Raw genomic sequence first — 23,423 nt, 5'->3', positions numbered from 1 at the left:
AGCCGATCGTCGAAATGAATCCGAATTTCAGAATTCGAACGGGAGCCTTGGCTAAGTTCTTGTAAGACAAAAACTATGAGATCCCGTTTATTCTGTTTTTCTCCCGATGTTCTAAGGGAGTGATTTTTTGAATTTGTTTGAATACCCGGTTGAAAGTGGATTTCGAATTAAAACCGGCAGCGAGTGCGATCGAAAGAATCGAACGTTCCGGTTCCGATACAAGCATGATACAAGCTTCCTCGATTCGGTATTCATTTAGAAATTGATTGTAATTTTTTCCGAATTCACCGTTGATAAATTCCGAAAGTTGAGAGGGGGTTATCTCGAAACCGTTCTCGTTCAATTCTTTGGAAAGCATTTGGAGGCTTAGGTCTTCCGTTAAAAAAACTTTTTCCGAATCCATCAATGTAAGAATCATTTCCCTTAAGGAGTCTTTGTTTAAACCTTTGATCCGAGAATTTTTGTATTCTCTGGTTTTATTTCGGATTCTCAAGGGTTCGAAATATCTGCGGTCCAAAAGATAGATTACAAACACGCAGACGCTGGCTACAAAACCTCCCATTCTTAAAAAATTCTCACCTTCTAAAAAATGATCGCTCCACGCAGAAAAAGACGCGATTGATATCAATACGATCGAGAGCAGAAGTGCAAAGCGCATTCTCAACCAAATCGAATCCTTACGGCTCCAGAATTTAAGAATATAGTAGAGAAGAGAGCCGGAATAGAAGAGCATCGATATTTTCGGAAATGAAGCTATCCATGCGATGGAAGAAAAATAATTTCTTAAGTTCTGACTCGTTTGTAGTTGCTCCAGCAACCAATCTTGGGATTGCAAAAGATTATGCGACAAGGATTCTATTTCGATTTTTGTCTGCGGATCTATAAAATAGAGAGGAAGCATATAAATGAAAACAAGTTGGGCGGGAATAAAGTGAAGAAAAGAATTCTTTGAGATTCGAAAATTCGGATCCACGATATCTCTTAGAAAAAGATACAACAAAGGCCCGGTGCAAAATACGACGGGGATATGAGACATTCTAAAAAGCGCCGCCCGACCTTCTAAAAGTCCGTAGTATAAGGTACCCAGATAGATCTGCCAAACGCCGATACAAAACATAAGAGAAGAAAGGAGATACTTTCTTCGGTCTTTTCCTTCTGTGACAAGTTGTCCCGCCGCAGCGGTCAGAGCGAGAAAACCGCCGAAAAAAATTCCTGTTATTAAAAAGTCGTTCACATTGAGTCTCAAATCATGATCTGAGGCGACGCCCCTTGTTGAAGAATGATATACTCGATCGAGGCATGGGAAATGAAAGTTGAAAAAAATAATTTTTTCGTCAAGAGCGGCGACTCTCAAAATATAGCGGTACATTCTTACTTTTTAAACGGGAACGAATCTAAAAGTCCGCTCGTCCTGTTTCCGGCGATGGGAGTTCCCGGTAAGTTCTACGTCAAGGTTGCGCTCGAGTTGGCAAAAGCCGGAAATTTCGTATATGTTGTCGATCTAAGGGGCTCCGGTGAAAGTGGTCCGGTTCCTTCGAAAAAAAACGATTTCGGTTACAGCGACTTGATATATAAAGACTGGCCTTCTGTTCTAGGGACGATTCAATCCAGACATCCGGATACGAAACCGATTCTCATCGGACACAGTTTAGGCGGACAGCTGAGTTCTATCTACGCGGGTTTATTTCCAAAGGAGTTAAAAGGGCTTATCCTGGTTGCAACAGGAACTCCGTTTTTCAAACACTTTCCGTTTTTTCATAAATTCGTTTATCTTTCATTTTACGGATTTAGTTGGCTTCTATCCTCTTGGATGGGTTATTTTCCGGGAGACAAATTGAAAGTGATGGGTCGTAATGCCAGACAAGTTATGAAGGACTGGTCTAAGTTCGGTATGACCGGAGTGTTTCGAGATTCGGAAGGCAAAAGTCTGGAGGGAGTTTTCGATTCGATCGTTTGCCCCGTCCTTAGCATTTCCTTTTCCGATGATACCTATGCCCCCAAAAGACCGGTCGAGGATTTGTTGGGAAGGATCGGCTCTTCGGATATCACAAGACATCACGTTGATCCAAAAAACGAAGGGCTTTCATCGATCGGACATCTCGGTTGGATGAAAAATGCGGATCTTGTTTCCGGAAGAATCACGGAGTGGACTAAGGAAAAAATTAAATGACAAAATTAGAACCTCCGACTTTGAGCGAAGGGCTTTTTTCAAAAAAAAGTCTGATCTATTTTTATATCAATACAGCGATCACTCTTCTCGCGGGGAATATGTTCAATTATACGTTGATCATTTATTCGCTTGATGTCACACAATCTCAGACTTTTGCAGGTTCCATTTTTTTCGCAAACGTATTGCCAACGATTTTGTTTAGTTTTTTTGTGGGTGCGATTTTGGATCGGTATTCTCGATTGAAAATACTTTATACCTTTCAGACAAATTTTATTCTTTCCGGAATCGTTTTGGGAATTCTCATTCTATCGGGTAGAATGAATTACGACCTTCGATACGTTTTGATTTTACTTTCGGCATATAACGGACTTGCTCTTACGTTTATCATTCCCGGGAGATTGACGTTGCTCGGCAACTTGGTGGATCCGAAAGATACCGCGAAGGCCACGATGATGCTCAACATTCTTATCATCATAGGCTTCGGCCTCGCGCCTATGTTTGTGGGATTGATCAAACAGAAATATGACTGGTATGTTCTCTTTTTTTCAATTTCCAGTTTGTATTTTTTAGGATATCTGTTCTTAACTTTTGTCAAGATAAAAGAAACGGTTCACGTAGACAAGGAGACGATCTGGTTCGGTCTCAAGAGAGGATTTGTTTTTTTACGTTCGGAATCTCTGTCCATAGAATTACTCATTCTTACTATGTTCGCAATTTTTATGGTAGGGCCTATGCAGGTGGTTCTTCCACAATTTGCGAAAAACATACTATTCTTAAGTGAAAGGGGCCGAGGTCTCTATATGGGAATGCTCGGTATTGGTTTGTTGATCGGCGGGATCGGGGCGAGACTTTTGCACGATCGTTTTCACCGGGGATATACGATGCTCGGGGCTACCTTTCTTTCGGGGATCGCAGTTTTAGCGGTCGCCAATTTTCCTTACACGATCGTTTCGGGTTTTCTTCTGCTTTTTGTGGGCGTTTTAGGAGGACTGTTGAGTGCACTGATTCCGTCCACGTTGCAGATCATCACACCGGACAACGTACGCGGTAGAGTGATGAGTTTTTATAGTCTTGTATTTCAGGCGACGCCTGCGCTTTCAGGATTGTTAACGGGAAAACTCGCCGATACTTACGGGCAATCATGGTCCATCGGATTTTCGGGTGGATTTATCATCGTCTGTGCGATTTTCTGCGCGTTTTCGTTTGCAAAACTACGCGCCTTTCGATAAAAGAAAGGCGTCGCTTCGTATTAATTTTCGATCAAGGAAGAATGATATCCTTCAGGAGTTTCATATCCCATGATATCAAGGATCGTCGCAGCTATGTTTGCCAAACCGGGATCTTTGATTTTGGAATTTAGTTTGAGTTTGTTTTCGGGATCTAAGACTGAAAAAGGAACCGGATTTAAGGTATGACTTGTTTTGGGAACAGGGTGTCCGTTTGTATCCTTTTCCACGTTTCCTTTTTTATCGAGTTGATACATTTCGTCAGCGTTGCCGTGATCGGCGGTGATCATTAAAACAATATTCTGTTTTTCGCATATTTTCCAAAGCGTTTCCACACAGCCGTCTAAAAATTCCATCGCTTTCACCGTCGCGCGGTAGTTTCCGGTATGGCCGACCATGTCTCCGTTTGCGTAGTTGACTCTATAGAAATCTTGTTTGTTTTCGGTAAGGGCTTTTTCCAGGGCCTCCGTGATTAAAAGAGCCTTCATCTCCGGACTCTGGTCAAAAGGAATTACGTCCGAGTGAATTTCCTTATATTCCTCTGTCTTTGGATCAAAGTAGCCGCTTTTATTTCCGTTCCAAAAATACGTCACGTGTCCGTATTTTTGTGTTTCGGATAACGCGTATTGGGCGACGCCGGAGTTGGCCATATATTCCCCCAAGGTTCGATCGATAGCGGGCGGAGCCACTAAAAATCGCTCAGGAAGTTTAAGGTCTCCGTCATACTGCATAATTCCTACATATACGATTTCGGGAAGCGGGCCTCGGTCGAATTTCGAAAATTCCTTTTGTGTAAAGGCAAGAGAGATTTCGATCGCACGATCTCCTCTAAAATTCGTGAAGACGACGGAATCTCCGTTTAGAATCTTTCCGACCGGATCTCCATTTTCAGCGATTACGAAAGAAGGGAGATACTGATCGATCACTTTCGGATCCTCCTTTCGAAAGGTTTCGATCGCATCTTTAGCGGAGGAGAATTTTCTGCCTTCGCCTTTAACGTGGATGGCCCATCCTCTTTCCACCATGGACCAGTCAGCTTCGTAACGATCCATCGTAATCGTCATACGACCGCCGCCGGAAGCGATTTTGATATCGGTTCCATTCTTTCTAAAAGAATCCAACCATTCCTCAAAAGGATTCAAATAATCGAATGCGGATTTTTCAGGAACGTCCCTTCCGTCCAAAAGAATATGAAGACGGATTTTGGAAACTTTCTCGGCGATCGCTTGAGAAATCAATGCCTTGGTATGATCGATATGAGAATGAACGTTACCGTCCGAAAAAAGACCTAACAAGTGTAAGGTGGACTTATTCTTCTTTACGTTCTCGACAACTTCTTTCCAGGCTTGCCCTTGAAAGATGGATCCGTCCGAAATCGAATTGGAGACGAGTTTGGCGCCTTGATCGAAAATTCTTCCGGAGCCGAGGACGTTATGACCGACTTCGGAATTTCCCATATCTTCGTCGGAAGGCATTCCTACAGCTTTGCCGTGGGCTTGAATATGGAGAGTTGGAAATTGATTCCAGACACGATTTAAAAAAGGGAGGTTTGCACCCGCGATCGCGTTTCCGAATTCGGCGCCGCGGGGAGAGTAACCGACCCCGTCTAAGATAACGAGTAGAACCTTTCTAGGTAGAAAGGAGTATTTCTTGGAAAGCTTCATGTTAGATTCATGGAACCAGCCGACTATCGAAGAAGTCAAGAGAATCAAATGTGAAAAAAACTTGGAAATTTGCTTCCCTTCGGCAGTTCAAAAGAAAAAATGAAGTTGAATCAATCGAAAAGCCTTCCGAAAATTCTCAAAATTATTTCGATAGTCTAACACGGGAGAGGTGATGTCGAAACCGGTTTTAAATCCAGCGTTGGTCGCGGCAAACGCGGCGCAGTTAACTTTTTTAAAAGTTAAAAAAATCAACGAAGTTGTCAGTTATTATCTTAACGATCGATTGACTCATTCCGTATATAAGGCAGTTGTCGCACAAACAAGTTATAAGAACGCAAGATCACAAAACCTTTTTCAAGTGGATTCGAAAGTTCCCGAAGCGGCGGAACTCACTTCGGCCGAAGTTGTATTTCATATCAAAAGATTATTGGAAGACGGAGTCGCCCTTCAGTTTGCATATTTTTGTATTGATCCTGCGACTTCGGAATTAAAATTAAGACCGTGTTACGTAGCTTATCCCGATGCCGAGCTCGGAGATTTGACTCGTCTTTATCTTTCTCTGATCGATCTCTCTATCAATTCTATTCTTAGTTATTTGGAAAGTAAACCTCCTCTGAGTAAGGAAATTCTATGGGAGGATTTGGAAGCGGATGCAAAGGGTGAAAACGTTCAAAAACTCAAACTTTTCTTTAATCCTGAATCCTACTTTAAACCTCCTTATTTAAACATTCCTCTAAATCCTGAATATTCAAAGGATATGATATCCGAGATAACCGACGGATTGATCAAAAAGGGTAGAATCCGGGAAATTCCAGAATATGGTAATTTGATCGTCAAGGTAAAAGAACTTCAGAGTTTATTCGAACTCGTGGACGAATACCACCAAAAGAAAATTTTTCCAAAATACAAATGGGCGATCGCGGACGAATTTTCTACGATTGCTTACGAAGAACGAATTCATAAAAACGATCCCTCTTTAGCTCCGACCACTTCCTTTGGAAAAAGAAGAGCCGAGGCAATAGAAAGGGCGTTAAAATCGGATCCAGAAAAAAAGCAGAAAAAAAATTTTATGGGGGTCAAGCTGATTCACGGTTTGAGCGAAGAAATCGAAAATTCTTTGAGTCATTCCTATCACGATCAGATTCGAACGCGTTTCCATGAAATCAGCGATCATCTTTCCAAACAGGGAGGAAGATGGGATAAGCTGGTTCTATTTGTCCCCGATGAGGAATTTCGATCCTTTCCGGCAGAACTCAAGAGGCTTCTTACGGAAGACATTCATATCGCTTATTCACCCTGGGAAACGAAGGGAATCACGATGCATTCCTTTCTAAGAAGAGAACCGGAAACCATCAAATCCATTATCAAAAGTTTGGCGCTCGTGACTTCGGTGGAAGCTTGGAAGATTCTAAGTATCCGAAATCTCATCGAACAAAACGAGGATTCTATTCGAATCATATTCAAGGATGAAGAATTCGTCAAAAGTTACGGGAAGGTTCTTAGAAAAGGATATGTGGAATACTTTCCCTGGTATTTTCCGATTTTGGATTTATTCGGAATCGCAAAGTTGTTCCAGGACGTTTTTTTTCACACGGCAAAGGATAAAATTCGATCGGAGCAATCTTTGTTGCGGGCTAAAAATCGGGACGCGGCCATGAAATCGGAACAAGCGGCCATTCAAGAAAAATTAAAAAACGAGGAACGAATCCGATTGTTGGAGCAGAAATCGAAACTCTCAGAGGCTCTCAATCGATTCTACTTTGAAAAAAATATTCCGCCTCTTTTAAAAGACATACTCTATGAGATTGAGGGATTTTCTCCGGAATTGATTCATCAAATCGTAGATCGAGAAAAATTCGTTCTCATTCCGGATCCGGCTGGAGATAAAATGGATTCCATTCTCATCTATCCCGGAGACGAATCCTTTCGTTCTCGCGCGAGAGAAATTCATAAAATTATGACCGAAAGAAAAAGGCTTCTCGAACACAAAATGAGAAACAAGGAAGAAGATCTCTTTCACGAAAAAATTTCCAAGGTCGTCAAGTATATAGATTCCTGGTTTGATTCCAAACCGGAACAACCGAATTCTTCCACAAAAAGTTTGAAAGTATCGGGTTCCGAAGGAACCGATGATCCGTATGAAACGTTTCGGAGAGAAATCACCAAAGCCAAGGGAAAGGAAAAAATCTCCGCTTAAAAGTGTATTCCAATTTTATAAAGTAGATTCGGTTCTATCACCTGAGGAGGATTCTCGCGGTTGCAAATTTAGGATATAACTTCTTTCCAAATTCACATTCTTCCGAGCCAAAGGTTTGTTTACAAAAAAATCTCAAAATCAAGAATATTCCATTATGAGTAATCTTGTCCGGTTCTATTTTTGGGGAATTCTTTGCCTTTTACTTTCGTGTAGCAAAGCTGAAAAAGTAGAAATGGATCTATCAAAGGGCGGCGTAGGAATGTTTATAAACATTCTTCCCGTAGTATTTCCGGTTTCCGAAAATCCCTTCGACCTTACGATTTTACCTCAGAGTTTAAACGAAGGCCAATCCGTTTCGATTACTCTTACCTTAAAGACGAAAAAAGAAAATGAGGAAGAATATCGATTTGTTTGGGCCGAGACTGCGGGAAACCCGACCGTTTCGCCGACAAGTTTTGTTTATACGAGCGGTGTGAATTCTACCAATCTCACCGTGAATCCGATCGATAACGATTGTTTAGATGATACGATGACATTGAACGCGACTCGGGCCTCCGATTCCAAGGTTTTTGGTTTGAGTTTTAAGATCATCGATATGGACAAATGTATTTTTCTCGCGAGCAATTCTACCGTTCCCGGTGGAAGTGGTCCGGGTTTTACGGGAAATTTGGGAGGAATCGCAGGTGCCGATGCAAAGTGTCAGGCTGAAAAACCGACGGACCTCCCGGGAAACGCCTCCGAATATAAGGCTCTTTTAGGAATTACGGGAGTAAGAAATCCTACACAGGCGCCTTCCACACCGGAAACAGATTGGCCTTTGAAAATAGGAGTTCGTTATTTTTCATACAGCGCATCCTCTCCCGAAGGCGCTCTGATCGGAACCGGCATCAGCAACGGAGTCGGTTCGGGAAGCGGGGTCTTTTCATTTCCGCTTCATTCGAGCATCGATCATTCTTCGGATCCTTCAGCGTTGAATTTTTGGACGGGGTTAACAGCGAGTTTTGATCCCATTTCAGGAACTTACAATTGTACTTCTTATACGAACGGAGCCGCCGGGTTTGGTTACGACGGTTTGAGAGGTGTTACAAGCAGTTCCTCCATTTCCAGTTATTACTTTAATTGTTCCAGTTCGGCTCGTCTTATCTGCGTAAGACAATGATTGTAAAAGAAGAATTCTTCTCGAGTTTTTTCGAAGCGAAGCAAATTCAGTTCGGATCGTTGGGGCGATCTATAAATCTTTTCAATTCGATTTCCTTATGATACTGTGAATCTCATCTTTCCAAAGGTAAGAGAAGGTAAGGAGGTGGAAACAATAGAACCTTTGTTTCCACTATAATCTTATGGATTCTTTGATCCCACTGCACACAAGCGGAAAAAATCAGATTTGACGCAAGCAAAGGAACCGGATTGAGATCAATCTTTTGCCTGCAATTTTGAACACAAACGGAACTCCTTTTAATTCCACTTTGATTCCGACTTCTTTGAACGAGGGAGTTCCTACTTCCGTTTCTTTTATTTTGACCAATCCGCTGAGCGATTCCACAACCTATCAATTTGTTTGTATAACCTTACCCACAAGTTAAGAGGAGATACAACAAGAATCGTCCCGAGACAAGGGTTTTGCAGGAGTTCCTACATGAGAATTTTTTATTGCGAAAAGTTTGATTTTATTATATAGGAAAGTTTCCGGAATTTTCCGTCACCCACCCCACCACCCGAAGCGCGCCACTTTCACTGAAAGATTGTCGTAGTTCCGACAGCTTATCTGAAGATTCAGACAGCTCTGGGTAAGGATATGATTTGTTTGGGAGGATACGAAGACTTCTTCCACAGCTATACCGTCCTCGTTTTCAGGTTCGAACTCGAACGTTTCGGTAGGTTTGCTTCCAATCGAAAACAACTGTTTGGAAGATACGATGACTTTGAAGGTGCGAGCAGGTCATAACAAAGTATATCGATTTACGTTTTCGGTGATCGAAGCTGATAAATGTAGTTCGTAACGAGCTCCGCTTATACCTGAGATTTTAACGAATTGCAGGATGCGGACTCACACTGAGCTTCGGAAAAACCGGCTTCGCTTCTGGGAAGTTCAACCGAATGCAAGGCGCTGATTTTCGGAAGTAAAACCGTCGCTTCCGTCGCCTAACAAAGACAAGCGACCTTAATCTCTAACTGTAATATGTCGAGCACGCCGGGATTTACGAATGCTACAAATTAGGTTTTGAAGACAAAGACGAGAAATTATAGAGTCGATGTAACAACTTTGATTTTTACAACCCATACAAATGTTCCGGCGTTTTACTTTGCGATTCAGTCTTTAACGAATTAGATCGCCGGAACGACTGGTTAAATTTGGAAGGGTTTTTCTTCGGACTGGACTTCATCAAGAACCTCTTGTCTGGCAACGTTCGGTTCTTGGACATACTTCTCCGGGAATTCTTCCTAAGGAGATTTGAATTCTATACTGGCACCGCGATCTCGGGGGAGTTTAACTTGCTCCAATAGCTTCCGCATTCTTCTGCGTACGGCAATGATAAGAATTAGAATTTAACTGTATATGCGGCAGTCGGGGTGATTTCGGTGACTCCCGTGATCGGACTTTTTACAACAGAGGCGCTGAACTTCCATCCTTCCGGGTTTGGATCGGATAGTAAGGCTTGTATCTTTTCAAAATCTTTTGCAAATAAGAATGTATGAATCAACTGCAAACCGTAGACAGCTCCTAAAAGCCACTGAGCTTGATTGAATTGTGAGGTCGCTTGGCTGTAAGAATTGAAGTAAGGATTCGTTGCCGTTGCCGTTATTAAAACTCGAGTTACGAGCGCAGTCGTTCGAACCGTTTCGTCGGAAGTAACCGGATTTAAAGTTGGATCTAAGAATGCGGCGACCGTAATGGCAACGGAGTTCGATTTATAATTCGCTTCCTCTGCGGCGGCGTTTTGTCTGCAATTATTCGCATAAATCGCGGCGCCGGCAAACAGCGCAAAGCTGATTGCAGCCCATTTTTTTTGCCCAGTTCTCCATTGCCCCCAACCCGGAAGAATCGCCGATCTCGCCGTAATCGTCCATTTGTTGTCCTTCCACTTCGATACCGTCGGAGTTTCCTCGGTTTTAGTTTCCGGCTGCTTTGTGGTTGTGACTTTTTTTGTATCGTCTTTCTTAGGGTCTTTTAGATTGATTTCTGAAATTTCGGCTTTGGAAATTGTCTGCACTTTTCCATTTACTTCTATTTGTACTTCGGTTCGAGTTTGATTTACAATTTTTCCTTGAATCGTTTTTCCATTCTTAAGTATGACCGTACTCGCTGAAATCGGTAAAGAAATTGTAATTGCGAGAAATACAGCAAAGATTAGTATCTTTTTAAATGTTCGAGACATAGAGTTATAATTCCGGTGGTTATTCATCAAATTTTAGTCATCATCTTTTCTACAAGAAATTATCTTTTTGCTTGAAAAAACAAGTAGTAATCAGGGATCTTATATAACTGTGGCACATACATCCGAGTTAGAAAAGCTCTACAACCACAACAAAGATGATTTATTTCATTATATAAAAAAATCGTTTTACGACGAAAATTCTGCGCAAGATATTTTGCACGATTCGTTCTTAAACTTTTTTCGATACTATGAGAATAAAGACATCCCTGATCCAACTTCCTGTAGGATGATCCTTTTCCGTATTGCGAGGAACCTGATCATCAATCATGCAAAATCATACTATCAGAGAAATGTATCCTTAGTCGGTGAAGATACGGGCAATAATTTTGCGTCAAAATCCCCAAGTCCTGAATTTTCCGTAATGGAGAAAATTGATCAATCCGATGTCAAAAACACAATGGATTCTCTTTTGGAAGCGATTTCTCCAGAATATAAGGAAGCTTTACTTCTTCGTTATCAACAGGATTTAAAATTAGATGAAATATCAAAAATCCTCGGAATGAGCATTTCGGGGGTTTCGCGACTCATTGAAAGAGCCGAGAAAGCCTTAGCCCAAGAAGGCAAAAAAAGGGGTTTCCAAGCTGGAAACTATATATAGTATATAGAAATCTCACCGTCTTATAGTTTGAAATAATTAGAATTCATTCGAGTGGTGATAAAAAAAAATAGGAAATGGAAAAAATAGCTCAAATAGCCCTTCTTAGTTTGTTTAACAAACAGGAAGCGGGACGGAATTGAATCGCAGAACCCCGGGCAGAATGAATATGGAAAATAAGACACACACTCCCGAATTTGAAGGATACGCGCGACTCCTTAGAGAAAAGGAATCCCTATCTCAACTCCCGGCTTTCGATCCAGAGTGGATCGGAATGAAGCCTCGCTTTATCGTGGAGGACAAAGTAATGAGTGTTCCAACGGAAACAAAAATTCTTCAATTTCCAAAGATAGCCTGGCTTGCTGCGGCGGCAGTATTATTATTAACGGTTGGAGGCGCTTGGTTTAGCCTTCGAACTCCAAAAGTCGAAACCGAAATGGTTCTTCAAGGAACTCCTCTGAAAGCTGCGGTGGTTTTTGTAAAAGGAGAAGCGTCCGTTATCAGGGACGTGGAAACTAAACTACACCAAGGCGACCTATTGAACGAGTCCGACATCATTCTTACCAAAGCGGGCGGAGCCGTGGATATCGGTTTAACCGATTCCAGCGTAATCCGTGTTAAAGAAAAGAGCAAACTCATCTTAAAAGAACTTAGAGATAACAACGGATCTCAAATTCGTATGAATTTGGCGGCCGGTAGATTGTTAAACGTAGTGGAGAAAGAAAGAAAAGGAAGCAACTACTACGTAGAAACTCCGTCAGCAGTCGCAGCGGTGAGAGGAACTTCCTTCGAAGTGAACGCCTCTGAAAGTGAATCTGTCGTCTTTGTAGCGGAAGGTTCCGTAGAAGTAACTTCTCTGAATGTTTCTAAGAAAGTTTTTATCTTGGATGCGAGTAAGCTCGTAACCGTAAACAAAGACGGGGAAGTGGAATCGATCGATCTTTCCAAACTGAATTCTACTCGTCCGGAATATAAGGACATGAAGAAGAATCTTGGAACTCTGGATAGAGAACTTCTTTCCGACGTTCAAAATCTGAGAACGGCTAAAACCGAAGAAGAATTGAGCAAGATTTACGATTTGAGCATCGAACACATCATCATGAAAGACGGAAGGGAGTTGAGAGGAGTTGTGGTTTCTCAAAAAAGAGGAAAGCTGGTTGTCCAAACTCTTAAAGGTTCTTATATCTTGGATGAAGAAGCGGTAGATAAGATTAAATACTGATCAAATTCTAATAAAGAATTCTTTCTAAGAAGCCGGTCGAAGATTTTCTTCAGCCGGCTTTTTTATTTTAGAATAGGGTAAGACGAAAAAAGGAAAGAAGATACTTTCAATCTTTGCGATTTTTTCGTTCGTAGATCCAAAGAAGAATATTGATATATTTTAAAATTCTTATTAAAACTCAAGATTGTCGGAGATCCAAGAATCGAGAGACCAGGAACCTCCTCCGAAAAGAATTAATGCGATTCCCATGCAGACTGCGAGGATATGATATTCGAATCCTTCTCCGCCCTGATTTCCAAACCAGTTCATAAAAAATCCGATCTCTCGGTGGGTCCAACCTGCCACCGCTAAAGTGCAGGTGATTCCAAAAGCGGCCAAGCGCGTAAAGAGCCCGAGGACGAGAGCGATAGAACCGAAAAATTCCGAGACGATCGCTAAGAGAGCGAGAGCCGCCGGGAATTCGGCTGTATTTACAAAATAATCCATCGATGCCTCTAAACCGACTCCGCCAAACCATCCTAAGAATTTTTGAGCCCCGTGAGGAAAGATACAAATTGCGAGGCCGATTCGGAGAAAGAGAGGAGATAAGGAATCACGCGTTGAAAAAAAACTTTGTATCATAAAGTCTCCGAATTCCATCCTTTTTGAGCTGAGGAATGAGAAAGGAAATCAAAAATTAAGGATCAAAACCGCCAGCGTTCGTTTGATTCGATCTTTGCTTTTTATTCGAAACTGGTGGAATCCGGATTTTTTTTTGTGAGAATTCTTTGCGGAGTTCCGACCTTTTTTTGAAAACAGGGCGAATTCCACCTTTGTTTCAAGGTTGGTCTGGGGGATTTTTCCATTGAGGAGTTCCTACATCCTTTCTCTTTCGAAGTGAGAGGCCATTTCTAGAATTCCGATTCCATCTTTTGAGTTCTTTTGTAGGAACTCCTAGAGAATTTCTTTCGATCCTTTCTCGTTCAGGTCGAATTTTCTTTATACTATGTCTCTTATAAAGAGGAGGGTCTTCTTTTAGAGAAAAAGGAGTTCCTACTTTTCACCTTTCAAAGTAGGGCTTCGCTCCTTTGGAAATGTTTTTTAGACAATCTTCAATTCTTGTCCTTCCGGTTTGAAGAAATCTCCTCCGGAGTTCCGACCTTTCCCTCTTTCTAGGAAATCCGAAGATTCTAATCTAAAATCGGTTGTCGAAACGACCTAATCCGAAAAATCTGGCATAAGATTATTTGGCGGGAAACCTATGTCTGAAGAAACACAAGAAAAGAAAAACAAAAAGATCAACAAAATGACTGTAGCCGAGATCAATGCTGCAATCCAAGCTTCCAAAGAGAAGATGAACGGAAATTCCAGCAAATACATCCTGCACTTGAATGCAAGACTGGAAGAGCTCGCAGTGAAAGGTAAGAAATAATTTTATTCCTTTTTCCGGTCCGTCGACAAACGACGGATTCCGGCTCTGCTCTCTTTTTTCTACCTTTCTAAATCTCTCGATCCTTGCTCCAATTCATCGACATAAAACACCAGTATGCGTCCTCGGTTCTTTTTGAGGGATTCTCTTGGCATATCAAGCCGGGAGCGCGCGTTTGTCTTGTCGGTCCAAATGGTTCCGGTAAATCCACTCTCTTTAGAATTGCAGAAGGGAAATTTGTTCCCGACGACGGGACCGTATCCAAATCTAAAAATACTGAAATTTCCGTATTTCAGCAGCTTCCCGATTTCGATCCGGAAGCATCAGTGATCGATACTGCATTAGGAAAACACAAACACTATCGGGAATATTCCGAACGTCTCAAAGAGATCAATCACAAGTTCGAGATCATTTCTCACGATTCTCCGGAGTTTGCTTCTCTTCTCGACGAGCAAAGTTCTCTGGAAGAATACGCATTTACTTACGGAGTTCACGAGTTAGAGTCGAAGGCGCGCAAGGTTTTGGGCGGACTTGGATTTTCCAACGAACAAATGGCGATGAAGGTAAGGGAATTTTCTCCCGGATATCAACACCGTTTGGGGCTTTCGATTACTCTTCTCAATCCAGGCAACTTACTCTTGTTAGATGAACCGACCAATCACCTGGACAACGAATCGAAAGAATGGCTCGCGGATTATCTCAACTCAACCGGACAATCCTTTGTCTTGGTCACACACGATCCGGAATTCTTAAATTCCACCTGCGATACGATCGCGGAACTTTCTCCTTCCGGGGTGATCGAATTTCGAGGAACCTTAGAAGAATACTTCGAACACAAGAACGAACTTCAGGAAAAACTCCAAACTCAATTCGAAAAGGAAGAATCTTATCTCAAGAAAAGAATGGAATGGATCGATCGCTTCCGCGCTCAGGCTACAAAAGCGAGACAAGTTCAATCCGCGCTCAAAAAACTCGAAAAACGAGACCGTGTCGAAGCACCTCAGGAGTCTTTTTGGAATTCCAAATCGGACTATAAATTCAACTTTATCTCCTCCGGTAGAATCACAGCAAGAATCGAAGACGGCGCGTTCTCTTATTCCGGTAAGCCGCCTTTTATTTTCAGCGACGCAAATCTTGAAATATCCGCAGGCGACAAGATCGCCGTCGTCGGACCGAACGGGGCGGGAAAGTCAACCTTCCTCCGTTGTTTATTAGAAATTCATAAACTAACATCCGGCAAAATTTACTACGGACCGAAGACGAAGATCGGTTATTTTTCGCAAAATCATCATGAAGAATTGGATCCTTCCAAAAATCTTCTTCAGACAGTAATGACGACTTATCCCGATCTTTCTGAACAACAAGCGCGCAGTTTGCTCGGATACTTTTCCTTTTCGGATGACAGCGTTTATAAACAAACGGCGCTTCTTTCCGGTGGAGAACAAAGTCGGCTTCGTTTGGCGCTTCTCGTGAGACATCCAGCCAATTCGATTTTCTTGGACGAACCGACCAACCACTTGGATTTGGTCGTCCGGGACAATCTCAGACGTGCTCTGATGGCTTACGAAGGTTCTCTTCTCATCATCTCTCACGATCCGGAATTCTTAAAGGATCTCTGCAATCGAACCATCTCCGTCGATAAGGGCCAAATTCGAGATTATAACTGCACCTTCTCTGATTACCTCAAATACAACCTGAAAGAAACGGTCGCTTCCAATTCTCAGAATGGAAATGCTTCTTCTCTCAAAAAAGAAGAACCTTCTCAAACTCGTTCTAAGAAGAATGCGGATAAGAATCGTGTGAAAAAAATCCAAAAAGATCTGGAGCAGATCGAAGCAAAAATAGAACTTTTAGAAAAGTCCAAAAAGAATTTGGAAGAAGTTTTGGCTGATCCCGGTTTTTTTAAGAATCGAAGTTATCAGCTGGAATTGGATAATTTAAACGAAACAAAAAATGAGATCGCACGTTTGACTCAAGATTGGGAATCTCTTCAATTAGAGCTGGAAGAACTTTCCGGAACAGTCTAATGAAATACTTCTTTTCACGGAATCGTTTTAGAAACGTCGGTCATTTTTGATTCAATTTTATCTTTGCGAACTAAGGAACCGTTTTCAATGACACCGAAAGAATTAAAAAAAAGATTAGATCTAAGAAAGGATGGGAAAGATTCCTTTTATCTTCTCGACGTCAGAAATCCGAACGAGGTGGAAATTTGCACGATCGAAGGGACGGATCTTCTGATTCCAGTCGGCGAACTTTCCGGGCGTCTTTCTGAAATCAATACTTGGAAAGAATCCGGAAAAGAAGTGATCGTCTATTGTCGTTCGGGTGGACGCTCCGCTATGGCCTGCGGGATTTTGAACCAATTCGGTTTTGCAAAGCTGCATAACGTGGAAGGTGGAATTCTCCTCTATTCGGACGAAGTCGATTCCTCTCTTGCAAAATATTAAATACCTTTTTCCTTACCGAACGAGCGAACATTCGGATCGCTCGTTTCCGAAATAGGAAAGGATTCGAAAAGCCGTTTCGAAATTTTTTTGGCGGAGAATTTTGAAAAGGATTGAATCTCCTTTTACCAGAATCTTCGAAAAAGCGAATCGTATAAAGGGTGGGAACATCCGTTACTTCGTCGACCCTTGGGCCCTATTCTTTCTTGATTTTCCGATTTTTCCCATTACACTTTGATCCAAACATATTGGATTGAAAACGGATAGGGCTCGTCCAGAGATCCTACCTCTTCTAAATAATTCTTTCTTCTCTATAACGCGGAAGCGATTGACGCGGAGTCAATAAATTGCGATTTGAATCGATTCGTATTTTTTTGAGCGAACGTTTTGCAATTTATTGACTGGAGCGGAAAGCGCGGTCCTGCAATTCCGTGGAAGATCGTGAAGAACGAAGCGACTTCAGGATCCGCCCAAAGGATTTGTCACTTTGCGATGTCTCAGCTTTTGAATTTTTGAAATAGGATTTTGGAAAAAAAAATTCTTAGATCATTCTCCTAAGAGAATTTTTCGGAAGTAGAGAAAACCTTCCGCCAACGGATCGTCCTTTCCGCCGCGTCTTCTTTTGAGCATATTCGTAAGATCTAATACCATCAAACCGTACATCCAAGCCCACATCATTCTCGCGAGAGCGGGATATTCCTTTTTGGAAAGTTTGAATTCATGGCTCACGCATCCGTTTCGGATCGTTTCTAAGAATACTCGATAACTGGTCGGCAAACTCGGGAATGCCTTTCTGTGCATGTGCCCGTGAACGGTGTTGAACATCACCTTGTGTAGTTCTTTGTTGTTCAGGGAAAAATCCCAGTACGCTCGTGCGATTCCGGCGAGTTTCTCAAAAGAATTTTTTCCGTTCCTCTGAGCGTTTCTCAAAAGTTGTGTGAGTTCCGTTTCCCCTTTGGCGATGAGAACTTGGATGATTTCTTCTTGGCTCTTAAAATGTGAGTAAGGGCTCGCAACACTACAGTCCAATTTTTCGGCGATCTTTCTCATCGAAAGACCGTCGATTCCTTCTTCCAAGAGAATCTCCATCGCAACTTGGACGATGTTCTCCCGATTGAGGCTGTTTCTGGATCTTCTTTTGTGTCGAACTGCAGTTGTCATTTTGGATTCTAACTCGATCAAGCCGCTTTGGAAACCGGAACTCTTCCTTTCGTTGTCCAAACGTCTCGTTTTATATTTATGATCCCAACTTTATGCAACCCCTTCATGATCTGAAAGCAAAAATCGATTTCCCACCATTTATATGCGAAGTTTGGAGAGGTTGGATGTCCATGGTGATTGTTCTGATACAATTCTCCCATCGTCAAAATATCGATAGGAAGCATATTCTTTGACTCATCTTGGGTTTTAGAATGATTTATATATCCGTATTTATGTCCTCCCCAGTTCACGATCGCCCCGTGAATCGGTCCCATGAGCCAGTGGATCGGGAGAAGAAGATACCAACCCCATTGTCCATCGGGCACGAAGGCCATATAGTAGAATGCATAGAGAGAACCGAATCCGATCCGGAACCACCAGTTCTGACCGAGCATATCGATCGCTTTCCATCGAGGAATGAAATCACGGGTGAATTCCGATTTTGGAGCCACACGATCATAGGCGAAATCGTCGTAGATATGTTTCGTTTTGATCATCATCTCGAATGGATTTTTAGAATGATGGGGAGAATGTGGATCTTCTTCCGTATCGCTATAAGAATGGTGCATTCTGTGTAAAACGGCGTATCCATACGGATTCAGATAAGAAGGGCCTTGGAGAACCATTGTCAGAAGATGAAATGTTTTTTCCCAGAAACGGTTCATGGTAAACATCGCGTGGGCCGCGTATCTGTGTAGGAAGAAGGTTTGGACAAAAACCGAACCGTACCAATGTGCAAAAAATAAAATTAAAATAGGGACCATTTGGGGCCTCCTCTGTTTTTTCTCTTCAACGAACATTGTTCGTTATCGCCAGAATAAGCGAACGTTGTTAATTAAGTAAAGAGAAAAACGAAAAGAATTCCTACTTTCCAAAAATGGGTTTTTTTGAGGATTTGGATTAAAACGAGTAAAATGGGCAAATCACCTGGTTTCGGGGGCTTTTTTCTATTTTTTTTAGGTGGCATCGGTGGTAGCAAAGAAAGCAGTCAAAAAGAAATCGGTAGGAACTCCTTCCTCAAAATCCGGGAAAAAAGCGGTTTCCGCTTCCAAGTCCGGAAAAACTCCTGTGACTCGCGTTAAACTCAATGAAACGCTCCCTGAACTCCGCGGTTTGCTCCCTACGGGTCGCGTTTCAGGTCGGAACTCCGTTGGCGTTTCCGGCACCAACGGGAAAAAAAATCCTCCGATAGGATCTCGTAAGACTGATTCTTCCGCTTCTACAAAAGGAAAACACTTTCCAGCTCCTTGGGATTTGAGAGGAGAAGGTTTTCTTTTTCCTCTTTGGGCGAAAAAAGATTACAACCGTGAAATGGGATTCTTCTCCGGAGAAGATTCCAGACAATATTCCGGCGGTTTGGGTTCCTTGATGCTCGTGAACTATGAAACGAGTGATGTAGGACCTTATTACGAACTTCTTTATATTCCCGGGAATTTTTACTACAAGGATCAATCTTATAAAAGGATCACGAGAATCTTTGTCTCGAGCCAGAAATCCGTGGAAGAAGGAATTCTCAACTGGGCGATTCCCAAAGAAAGAGCCGACTTTACCTGGATTCGAGAAGGAAATCTTACAAAAATTTCCGCGTTTAGAAACGGGAAAGAATTCTTCCGAGTCACGATCGCGACCAAAGGATTTTCATTTCCGGTTTCCACAAAAATTCTTCCTTATACACTTTTACAAAAGGCTCCCGAGGGTTATTTGAGCACCCAGTTTGTCGGGAAAGGGAAGGGAAGAATCGCGACGATCCGCGAAATCTGGAGCGACGAGGCCGTGTTCCCGGACGCGATCAAGGGTGGAATTTTTAAAACCGGAATTCATTCCGATCCGTTCGAATTGGTCTTCCCGGTCGCTGACAAGGTCGACTAACGTTTTTTTGGGAATTCGAAGAAACATTCAATCATTAGAATATTAGAGTTATTAGGAGTAATCATGGAAGAGGCAGTCATCCTGGACGGGATCAGAACCCCGTTCGGAAATTTTGGAGGAACTCTCAAGGACCTCAGTGCGGTGGATTTGGGAGTTTTGGCTTCTAAGGCAATTCTCGAAAAAACGGGAGTTTCTCCGGATGCGATCGGAGAATCCATTTTTGGAAACGTAATTCCGACCGGTAAAGAAGCGATCTATCTCGCGCGTCATATCGGTTTGAAAACTGGTCTTCCTCTGGGAGTTCCCGCTTTGACTTTAAATCGTCTCTGCGGCTCCGGAATGGAAGCGATCATCCAAGCCGCTAAAAAGATTTATCTTGGTGATGCGGACGCTGTTCTCGCCGGCGGCGTGGAATCGATGAGCAACGCTCCTTACGTCGTGCGCAACGCGCGCTGGGGAGTTCGTTACGGTTCTGCGGAATTCGAGGATACTCTGGAACAAGGTCTTACCGATCAGTATGTAGGTTTGATCATGGGACAGACCGCCGAAAACCTCGCGGACCAATATAAAATTTCCAGACAAGAACAAGACGAATGGGCGGCCATCTCACAAACTCGCGCTGAAAAAGCGACTTCAGAAGGACGACTCAAAGAGGAAATTCTTCCCGTGACCGTCGGCGGTAAAAAACCGATCACATTGGATAAAGACGAATTTATCAAAGGCGCTGCTGGCGCTGAAAAACTCGCTTCCTTGAAAGCGGTATTTCGCGAAGGCGGAACCGTGACCGCAGGGAACGCATCCGGCTTAAACGACGGTGGCGCTGCCACGATCATCACTTCCGCTTCTTACGCACAAAAGATCGGTAAAAAACCTCTCGCGATCATTCGCGGTTATGGCCACGCGGGTTGTGATCCTGCAAAGATGGGAATCGGTCCTGCGCTTGCGATTCCTGCGGCTCTAAAAAAAGCGGGCTTGAAACTTTCAGATATGAGTCTTGTGGAAGTCAACGAAGCCTTTGCCGCTCAATATCTTGCAGTTCAAAAAGAATTGGGTCTCAATCCTGAAATCACAAACGTAAACGGCGGTGCCGTTGCGATCGGACATCCGCTCGGAGCTTCCGGTGCGAGAGTTACAATCACTCTTGCTTATGAACTTAAGAGAAGAAAGGCGAAGTATGGCGTCGCTTCTCTTTGCATCGGCGGTGGTCAAGGGATCGCGCTCGTTTTGGAAAATCCGGAAGCATAAAACTTTTTGATTTGATCGTTTGAAAAGCCCGGATTCATCCGGGCTTTTTATTTTATAATAATTTTTGTATATATTTCTTACTACTATGAATCAACGATTTCTACCTTGGTCAAATCTTCACTTTCTACTTTTGTTTCTCACCGGAGTCACGATCTTTCTTCTTCTGTGGATAGCGAGAAACGATTCTTCCGGGAACGTAAGTAAAAAGATAGGCCAGACCTTGGCTGGGATCTTAATTCTAAATTATATCGTTTACGTAATTTATCGAATCGATTCCGGTCATTGGGAAATACGTTACGATCTTCCGATGGAATTCTGCAACTGGGCCATGATCGTGACTTCGATCGCGCTCCTGACTCACAATCGAACGTTTGCTGAACTTTCTTACTTCTGGGTGATGAGCGGCTCGATCAACGGAGTGATCACTCCGGATCTACAAGTAACCTTTCCTCATATTTATTTTTTCATCTTCTTCATCGCACATTCGGGACTTGTGATCGCTTCTCTTTATATCGTCTTTGGTCTGAGATTGGAGCCGCGGCCTTGGGCAGTTCTTAGGACATTCTTATATTCTCAGATTTTCTTTGCTTCCGCGTTTACGATCGATTATCTCTTGGACGGAAACTACGGATACATGATGGCAAAACCTTCCGCCGGTTCCGCTTTGGATCTTCTCGGAGAATGGCCTTACTATTTGATTCAGATGCAGATGATCGGCCTCGGCTTTTTCTTCGTTCTTTATATGCCTTTCTATTTTAAGAATCGAAGCAAAGAATCTTCGCGTTAATTTTTTCATCGGAGTTGGAAGTCCCTCCGAAACGGATTTTCAAGAGATGTCAAATCGACTTCGAAACCTAGTCTAAAAAAATCCTGTTTTTTATGCCTTTGGACAAATGCTTTTTCTTTGGGGGTGATTTTTATTTTCGAAAAGAAGCACGGTTTTTAGGAGTTCCTACTTTTTTAGATTTTAAGGACTTCTGCGGATCGAATGCCGGACTGAAATCAACTTTGTGGTAGTTCCTACTTTTCTGATCCTATCAAGTTACGTCTCATTGAATCGGGTAAGAGTTCCTACATTTACCGTCAAAGATTTCTCGGCGAAAACTCGGCGGCGCAGGAGTTCCTACATTCTTTCTCCAAATGAAAAACCGAAGTTGGAACCGCTGGAACGCTGGAAACGAAGATTCTTTTTTTGACCTTCTCTTTGAAAACAATTGGATTTTTCCTCAAAAGAAGGAAACTTTTCAAGATCGAATTCAGAGCGGGTTGAAGAAAGGAGAGAATTCGAACACAATTCGTTTTCATCGGTTGGACTTCTTCCTGGACGGACGGAAGTCCTTTGTTCCGGCGTCTGGTAGGTTTTCATCTTTCGTACCTTCTTGACGGTAAAGGATTCTCTTCGAATCCTGCATTACAGAGCTCTTAATTCCAGGTTCCAATACCGATTTCGAGGCTGTACCGGTTTTCCGGCTATCGGCGATTCAGGCGGGATGCCAGGAACCATCGGACGAGTTCAAATTCGACCAAGGTGTGCTATTAAATGGAATTTGCCCTTTCCAGCGAACAAAAAGAATTACGCGATCTCGCGAGAAAATTCGCAAAAGAAGAAATGCGTCCTCGCGCGGAGCATCACGACCATACCGGAGAATATCCTATGGAAGTGCTCAAGAAGGCTTGGGAAATCGGCCTGATGAACATCCACATTGAACCTCAGTTCAATGGTTCTGGAATGGCGGAATTAGACGACGTTATCATTGGAGAAGAATTATTCTGGGGATGTTCCGCTATGGCGACCGCCATTCTCGCGAACAACCTCGCACTCGCACCGGTTCTCCTCGGTGCGAGCGATAAGATCAAAAAAGAATTCGTTCAACCTATGACGGAAGAATTCAAACTCGCGGCTTACGCCGTCACCGAACCCGGTGCCGGATCGGACGTCGCGGCCATTCGTACTTCGGCGAAAAAAGTCGGAGACGAATACATCATCAACGGTTCTAAGATGTGGATTACCAATGCGGGTTATGCGGATTGGTTTTTTGTTCTTACCAAAACGGATCCTTCCGCGGGGCATAAAGGAATCACCGGCTTTATCGTAGATGCAAAAACTCCCGGAATCATCATGGGAAAGAAAGAAATCAACATGGGTCAGAAATGTTCTGATACTCGTGGAATTACTTTCGAAGACGTCAAAGTTCCCGCTTGGCAGATGGTCGGTCGTGAAGGAGAAGGTTTTAAGATCGCGATGGGCGCGTTTGACCACACTCGTCCCGGAGTTGCGATCGGTGCAGTCGGAGTTGCGCGTGCCGCGATGGAACACGCGATTCAATACGCAAACACTCGCAATACTTTCGGACGTCCTATCATGGACAACCAAGGGATTTCTTTTATGATCGCAGAGATGGCGCGCGATATCGAAGCGGGTCGTCTTCTTTGTTACCAAGCCGCATGGATGATTGACAATAAATTTAGAAATACATACCAAGCTTCCATCGCTAAAATGTTTTGCGCGGATATGTGTATGAGAATATGTACCGATGCGGTTCAAGTTCTTGGAGGGTACGGTTTTAATACGGAATATCCCGTCGAAAAACTGATGCGCGACGCAAAGATCTTCCAAATTTACGAAGGAACTTCTCAAATTCAAAGAATGATCGTTTCCCGTTTTCTCGCGGATGGAAAGGGAATCGAGGGACCGAATTTCTGAAAGAATTCTCTCTCACATTCGAGGAGTTTTCCAAACTCG

At 42.9% G+C, this 23,423-nt stretch carries 20 protein-coding genes; 14 read left to right on the top strand and 6 right to left on the bottom strand.

Going from position 1 to position 23,423, the window contains the following annotated elements; translation table 11 throughout:
• Positions 1 to 73: 73 nt before the first annotated feature.
• Positions 74 to 1,234 (bottom strand): helix-turn-helix domain-containing protein, encoded by a 1,161-nt coding sequence (locus JWG45_RS22530; protein ID WP_205281376.1) that lies wholly within the window; start codon positions 1,232 to 1,234, stop codon positions 74 to 76.
• A gap of 72 nt (positions 1,235 to 1,306) precedes the next feature.
• Here JWG45_RS22530 and JWG45_RS20075 point away from each other — a divergent pair, with 72 nt between their 5' ends.
• Both JWG45_RS20075 and JWG45_RS20070 read left to right on the top strand, forming a co-directional pair.
• Positions 1,307 to 2,170 carry an alpha/beta hydrolase family protein gene (locus JWG45_RS20075; RefSeq protein ID WP_205281375.1) on the top strand — a complete coding sequence of 288 codons (864 nt, stop codon included), beginning with the start codon at positions 1,307 to 1,309 and terminating at the stop codon, positions 2,168 to 2,170.
• Complete coding sequence (locus JWG45_RS20070) at positions 2,167 to 3,399, top strand: MFS transporter (protein WP_205281374.1); 1,233 nt, start codon at positions 2,167 to 2,169, stop codon at positions 3,397 to 3,399. The genes JWG45_RS20075 and JWG45_RS20070 overlap by 4 nt, the downstream gene beginning before the upstream one ends.
• A gap of 20 nt (positions 3,400 to 3,419) precedes the next feature.
• Here JWG45_RS20070 and gpmI read toward each other — a convergent pair whose 3' ends face one another.
• Entirely contained in the window at positions 3,420 to 5,060 is a 1,641-nt protein-coding gene (gpmI, locus tag JWG45_RS20065) for a 2,3-bisphosphoglycerate-independent phosphoglycerate mutase (RefSeq protein WP_205281373.1), read from the bottom strand.
• A gap of 172 nt (positions 5,061 to 5,232) precedes the next feature.
• Here gpmI and JWG45_RS20060 point away from each other — a divergent pair, with 172 nt between their 5' ends.
• The 3 genes from JWG45_RS20060 to JWG45_RS20050 all read left to right on the top strand — a co-directional run bounded on the left by JWG45_RS20060 (position 5,233) and on the right by JWG45_RS20050 (position 8,840).
• A complete protein-coding gene (locus tag JWG45_RS20060) occupies positions 5,233 to 7,257 on the top strand; it encodes a hypothetical protein (protein ID WP_205281372.1) in 2,025 nt (674 codons plus the stop codon).
• Positions 7,258 to 7,489: 232 nt separating this feature from the next.
• On the top strand, positions 7,490 to 8,416 hold the full coding sequence (locus JWG45_RS20055) for a DUF1554 domain-containing protein (protein WP_205281371.1): 927 nt from the start codon (positions 7,490 to 7,492) through the stop codon (positions 8,414 to 8,416).
• Between the two features lie 262 nt (positions 8,417 to 8,678).
• A complete protein-coding gene (locus JWG45_RS20050) occupies positions 8,679 to 8,840 on the top strand; it encodes a hypothetical protein (RefSeq protein ID WP_205281370.1) in 162 nt (53 codons plus the stop codon).
• Positions 8,841 to 9,797: 957 nt separating this feature from the next.
• On the opposite strand, the gene JWG45_RS20045 is transcribed toward JWG45_RS20050, so the two are convergent.
• Positions 9,798 to 10,634, bottom strand: coding sequence for an LA_0442/LA_0875 N-terminal domain-containing protein (locus JWG45_RS20045; RefSeq protein WP_205281369.1), 837 nt, complete (start codon positions 10,632 to 10,634; stop codon positions 9,798 to 9,800).
• Positions 10,635 to 10,743: 109 nt separating this feature from the next.
• Between JWG45_RS20045 and JWG45_RS20040 the strand changes: the two genes are divergently transcribed.
• Both JWG45_RS20040 and JWG45_RS20035 read left to right on the top strand, forming a co-directional pair.
• Positions 10,744 to 11,292: an RNA polymerase sigma factor gene (locus tag JWG45_RS20040; RefSeq protein WP_100786809.1), complete on the top strand. Its 549-nt coding sequence runs from the start codon at positions 10,744 to 10,746 to the stop codon at positions 11,290 to 11,292.
• A gap of 166 nt (positions 11,293 to 11,458) precedes the next feature.
• Positions 11,459 to 12,511, top strand: a complete 1,053-nt coding sequence (locus JWG45_RS20035) for a FecR family protein (RefSeq protein ID WP_205281368.1) — start codon at positions 11,459 to 11,461, stop codon at positions 12,509 to 12,511.
• Between the two features lie 171 nt (positions 12,512 to 12,682).
• On the opposite strand, the gene JWG45_RS20030 is transcribed toward JWG45_RS20035, so the two are convergent.
• On the bottom strand, positions 12,683 to 13,132 hold the full coding sequence (locus tag JWG45_RS20030) for a DoxX family protein (protein ID WP_205281367.1): 450 nt from the start codon (positions 13,130 to 13,132) through the stop codon (positions 12,683 to 12,685).
• 619 nt (positions 13,133 to 13,751) lie between these two features.
• Between JWG45_RS20030 and JWG45_RS20025 the strand changes: the two genes are divergently transcribed.
• The 3 genes from JWG45_RS20025 to JWG45_RS20015 all read left to right on the top strand — a co-directional run bounded on the left by JWG45_RS20025 (position 13,752) and on the right by JWG45_RS20015 (position 16,369).
• Positions 13,752 to 13,922 carry a hypothetical protein gene (locus JWG45_RS20025; protein WP_156781872.1) on the top strand — a complete coding sequence of 57 codons (171 nt, stop codon included), beginning with the start codon at positions 13,752 to 13,754 and terminating at the stop codon, positions 13,920 to 13,922.
• A gap of 83 nt (positions 13,923 to 14,005) precedes the next feature.
• Positions 14,006 to 15,946 carry an ABC-F family ATP-binding cassette domain-containing protein gene (locus JWG45_RS20020; protein WP_205281366.1) on the top strand — a complete coding sequence of 647 codons (1,941 nt, stop codon included), beginning with the start codon at positions 14,006 to 14,008 and terminating at the stop codon, positions 15,944 to 15,946.
• An 87-nt stretch (positions 15,947 to 16,033) separates the two neighbouring features.
• On the top strand, positions 16,034 to 16,369 hold the full coding sequence (locus JWG45_RS20015) for a rhodanese-like domain-containing protein (RefSeq protein WP_205281365.1): 336 nt from the start codon (positions 16,034 to 16,036) through the stop codon (positions 16,367 to 16,369).
• A gap of 543 nt (positions 16,370 to 16,912) precedes the next feature.
• On the opposite strand, the gene JWG45_RS20010 is transcribed toward JWG45_RS20015, so the two are convergent.
• Both JWG45_RS20010 and JWG45_RS20005 read right to left on the bottom strand, forming a co-directional pair.
• The gene (locus JWG45_RS20010) at positions 16,913 to 17,527 is read right to left on the bottom strand and encodes a TetR/AcrR family transcriptional regulator (protein ID WP_118967990.1); all 615 of its coding nucleotides are present in this window, start codon (positions 17,525 to 17,527) and stop codon (positions 16,913 to 16,915) included.
• Positions 17,528 to 17,544: 17 nt separating this feature from the next.
• Positions 17,545 to 18,330: an acyl-CoA desaturase gene (locus JWG45_RS20005; RefSeq protein WP_205281364.1), complete on the bottom strand. Its 786-nt coding sequence runs from the start codon at positions 18,328 to 18,330 to the stop codon at positions 17,545 to 17,547.
• A 205-nt stretch (positions 18,331 to 18,535) separates the two neighbouring features.
• Here JWG45_RS20005 and JWG45_RS20000 point away from each other — a divergent pair, with 205 nt between their 5' ends.
• The 4 genes from JWG45_RS20000 (at position 18,536) to JWG45_RS19985 (ending at position 23,384) form a co-directional block, all read left to right on the top strand.
• On the top strand, positions 18,536 to 19,435 hold the full coding sequence (locus tag JWG45_RS20000; RefSeq protein WP_332476805.1) for an acetoacetate decarboxylase family protein: 900 nt from the start codon (positions 18,536 to 18,538) through the stop codon (positions 19,433 to 19,435).
• A 63-nt stretch (positions 19,436 to 19,498) separates the two neighbouring features.
• Positions 19,499 to 20,680 (top strand): acetyl-CoA C-acetyltransferase, encoded by a 1,182-nt coding sequence (locus JWG45_RS19995; RefSeq protein WP_205281363.1) that lies wholly within the window; start codon positions 19,499 to 19,501, stop codon positions 20,678 to 20,680.
• Positions 20,681 to 20,765: 85 nt separating this feature from the next.
• Positions 20,766 to 21,467: a YwaF family protein gene (locus JWG45_RS19990; RefSeq protein ID WP_205281362.1), complete on the top strand. Its 702-nt coding sequence runs from the start codon at positions 20,766 to 20,768 to the stop codon at positions 21,465 to 21,467.
• Positions 21,468 to 22,220: 753 nt separating this feature from the next.
• Positions 22,221 to 23,384 carry an acyl-CoA dehydrogenase family protein gene (locus JWG45_RS19985; protein ID WP_205281361.1) on the top strand — a complete coding sequence of 388 codons (1,164 nt, stop codon included), beginning with the start codon at positions 22,221 to 22,223 and terminating at the stop codon, positions 23,382 to 23,384.
• The last annotated feature ends 39 nt before the right edge of the window (positions 23,385 to 23,423 follow it).

Origin of the sequence: Leptospira ainlahdjerensis (assembly GCF_016919175.1) — a bacterium.
Taxonomy (GTDB): Bacteria; Spirochaetota; Leptospiria; order Leptospirales; family Leptospiraceae; genus Leptospira; species Leptospira ainlahdjerensis.
The sequence above is the reverse complement of the archived record's forward strand: the minus strand, read 5'-3'. Positions and strand labels throughout refer to the sequence as shown.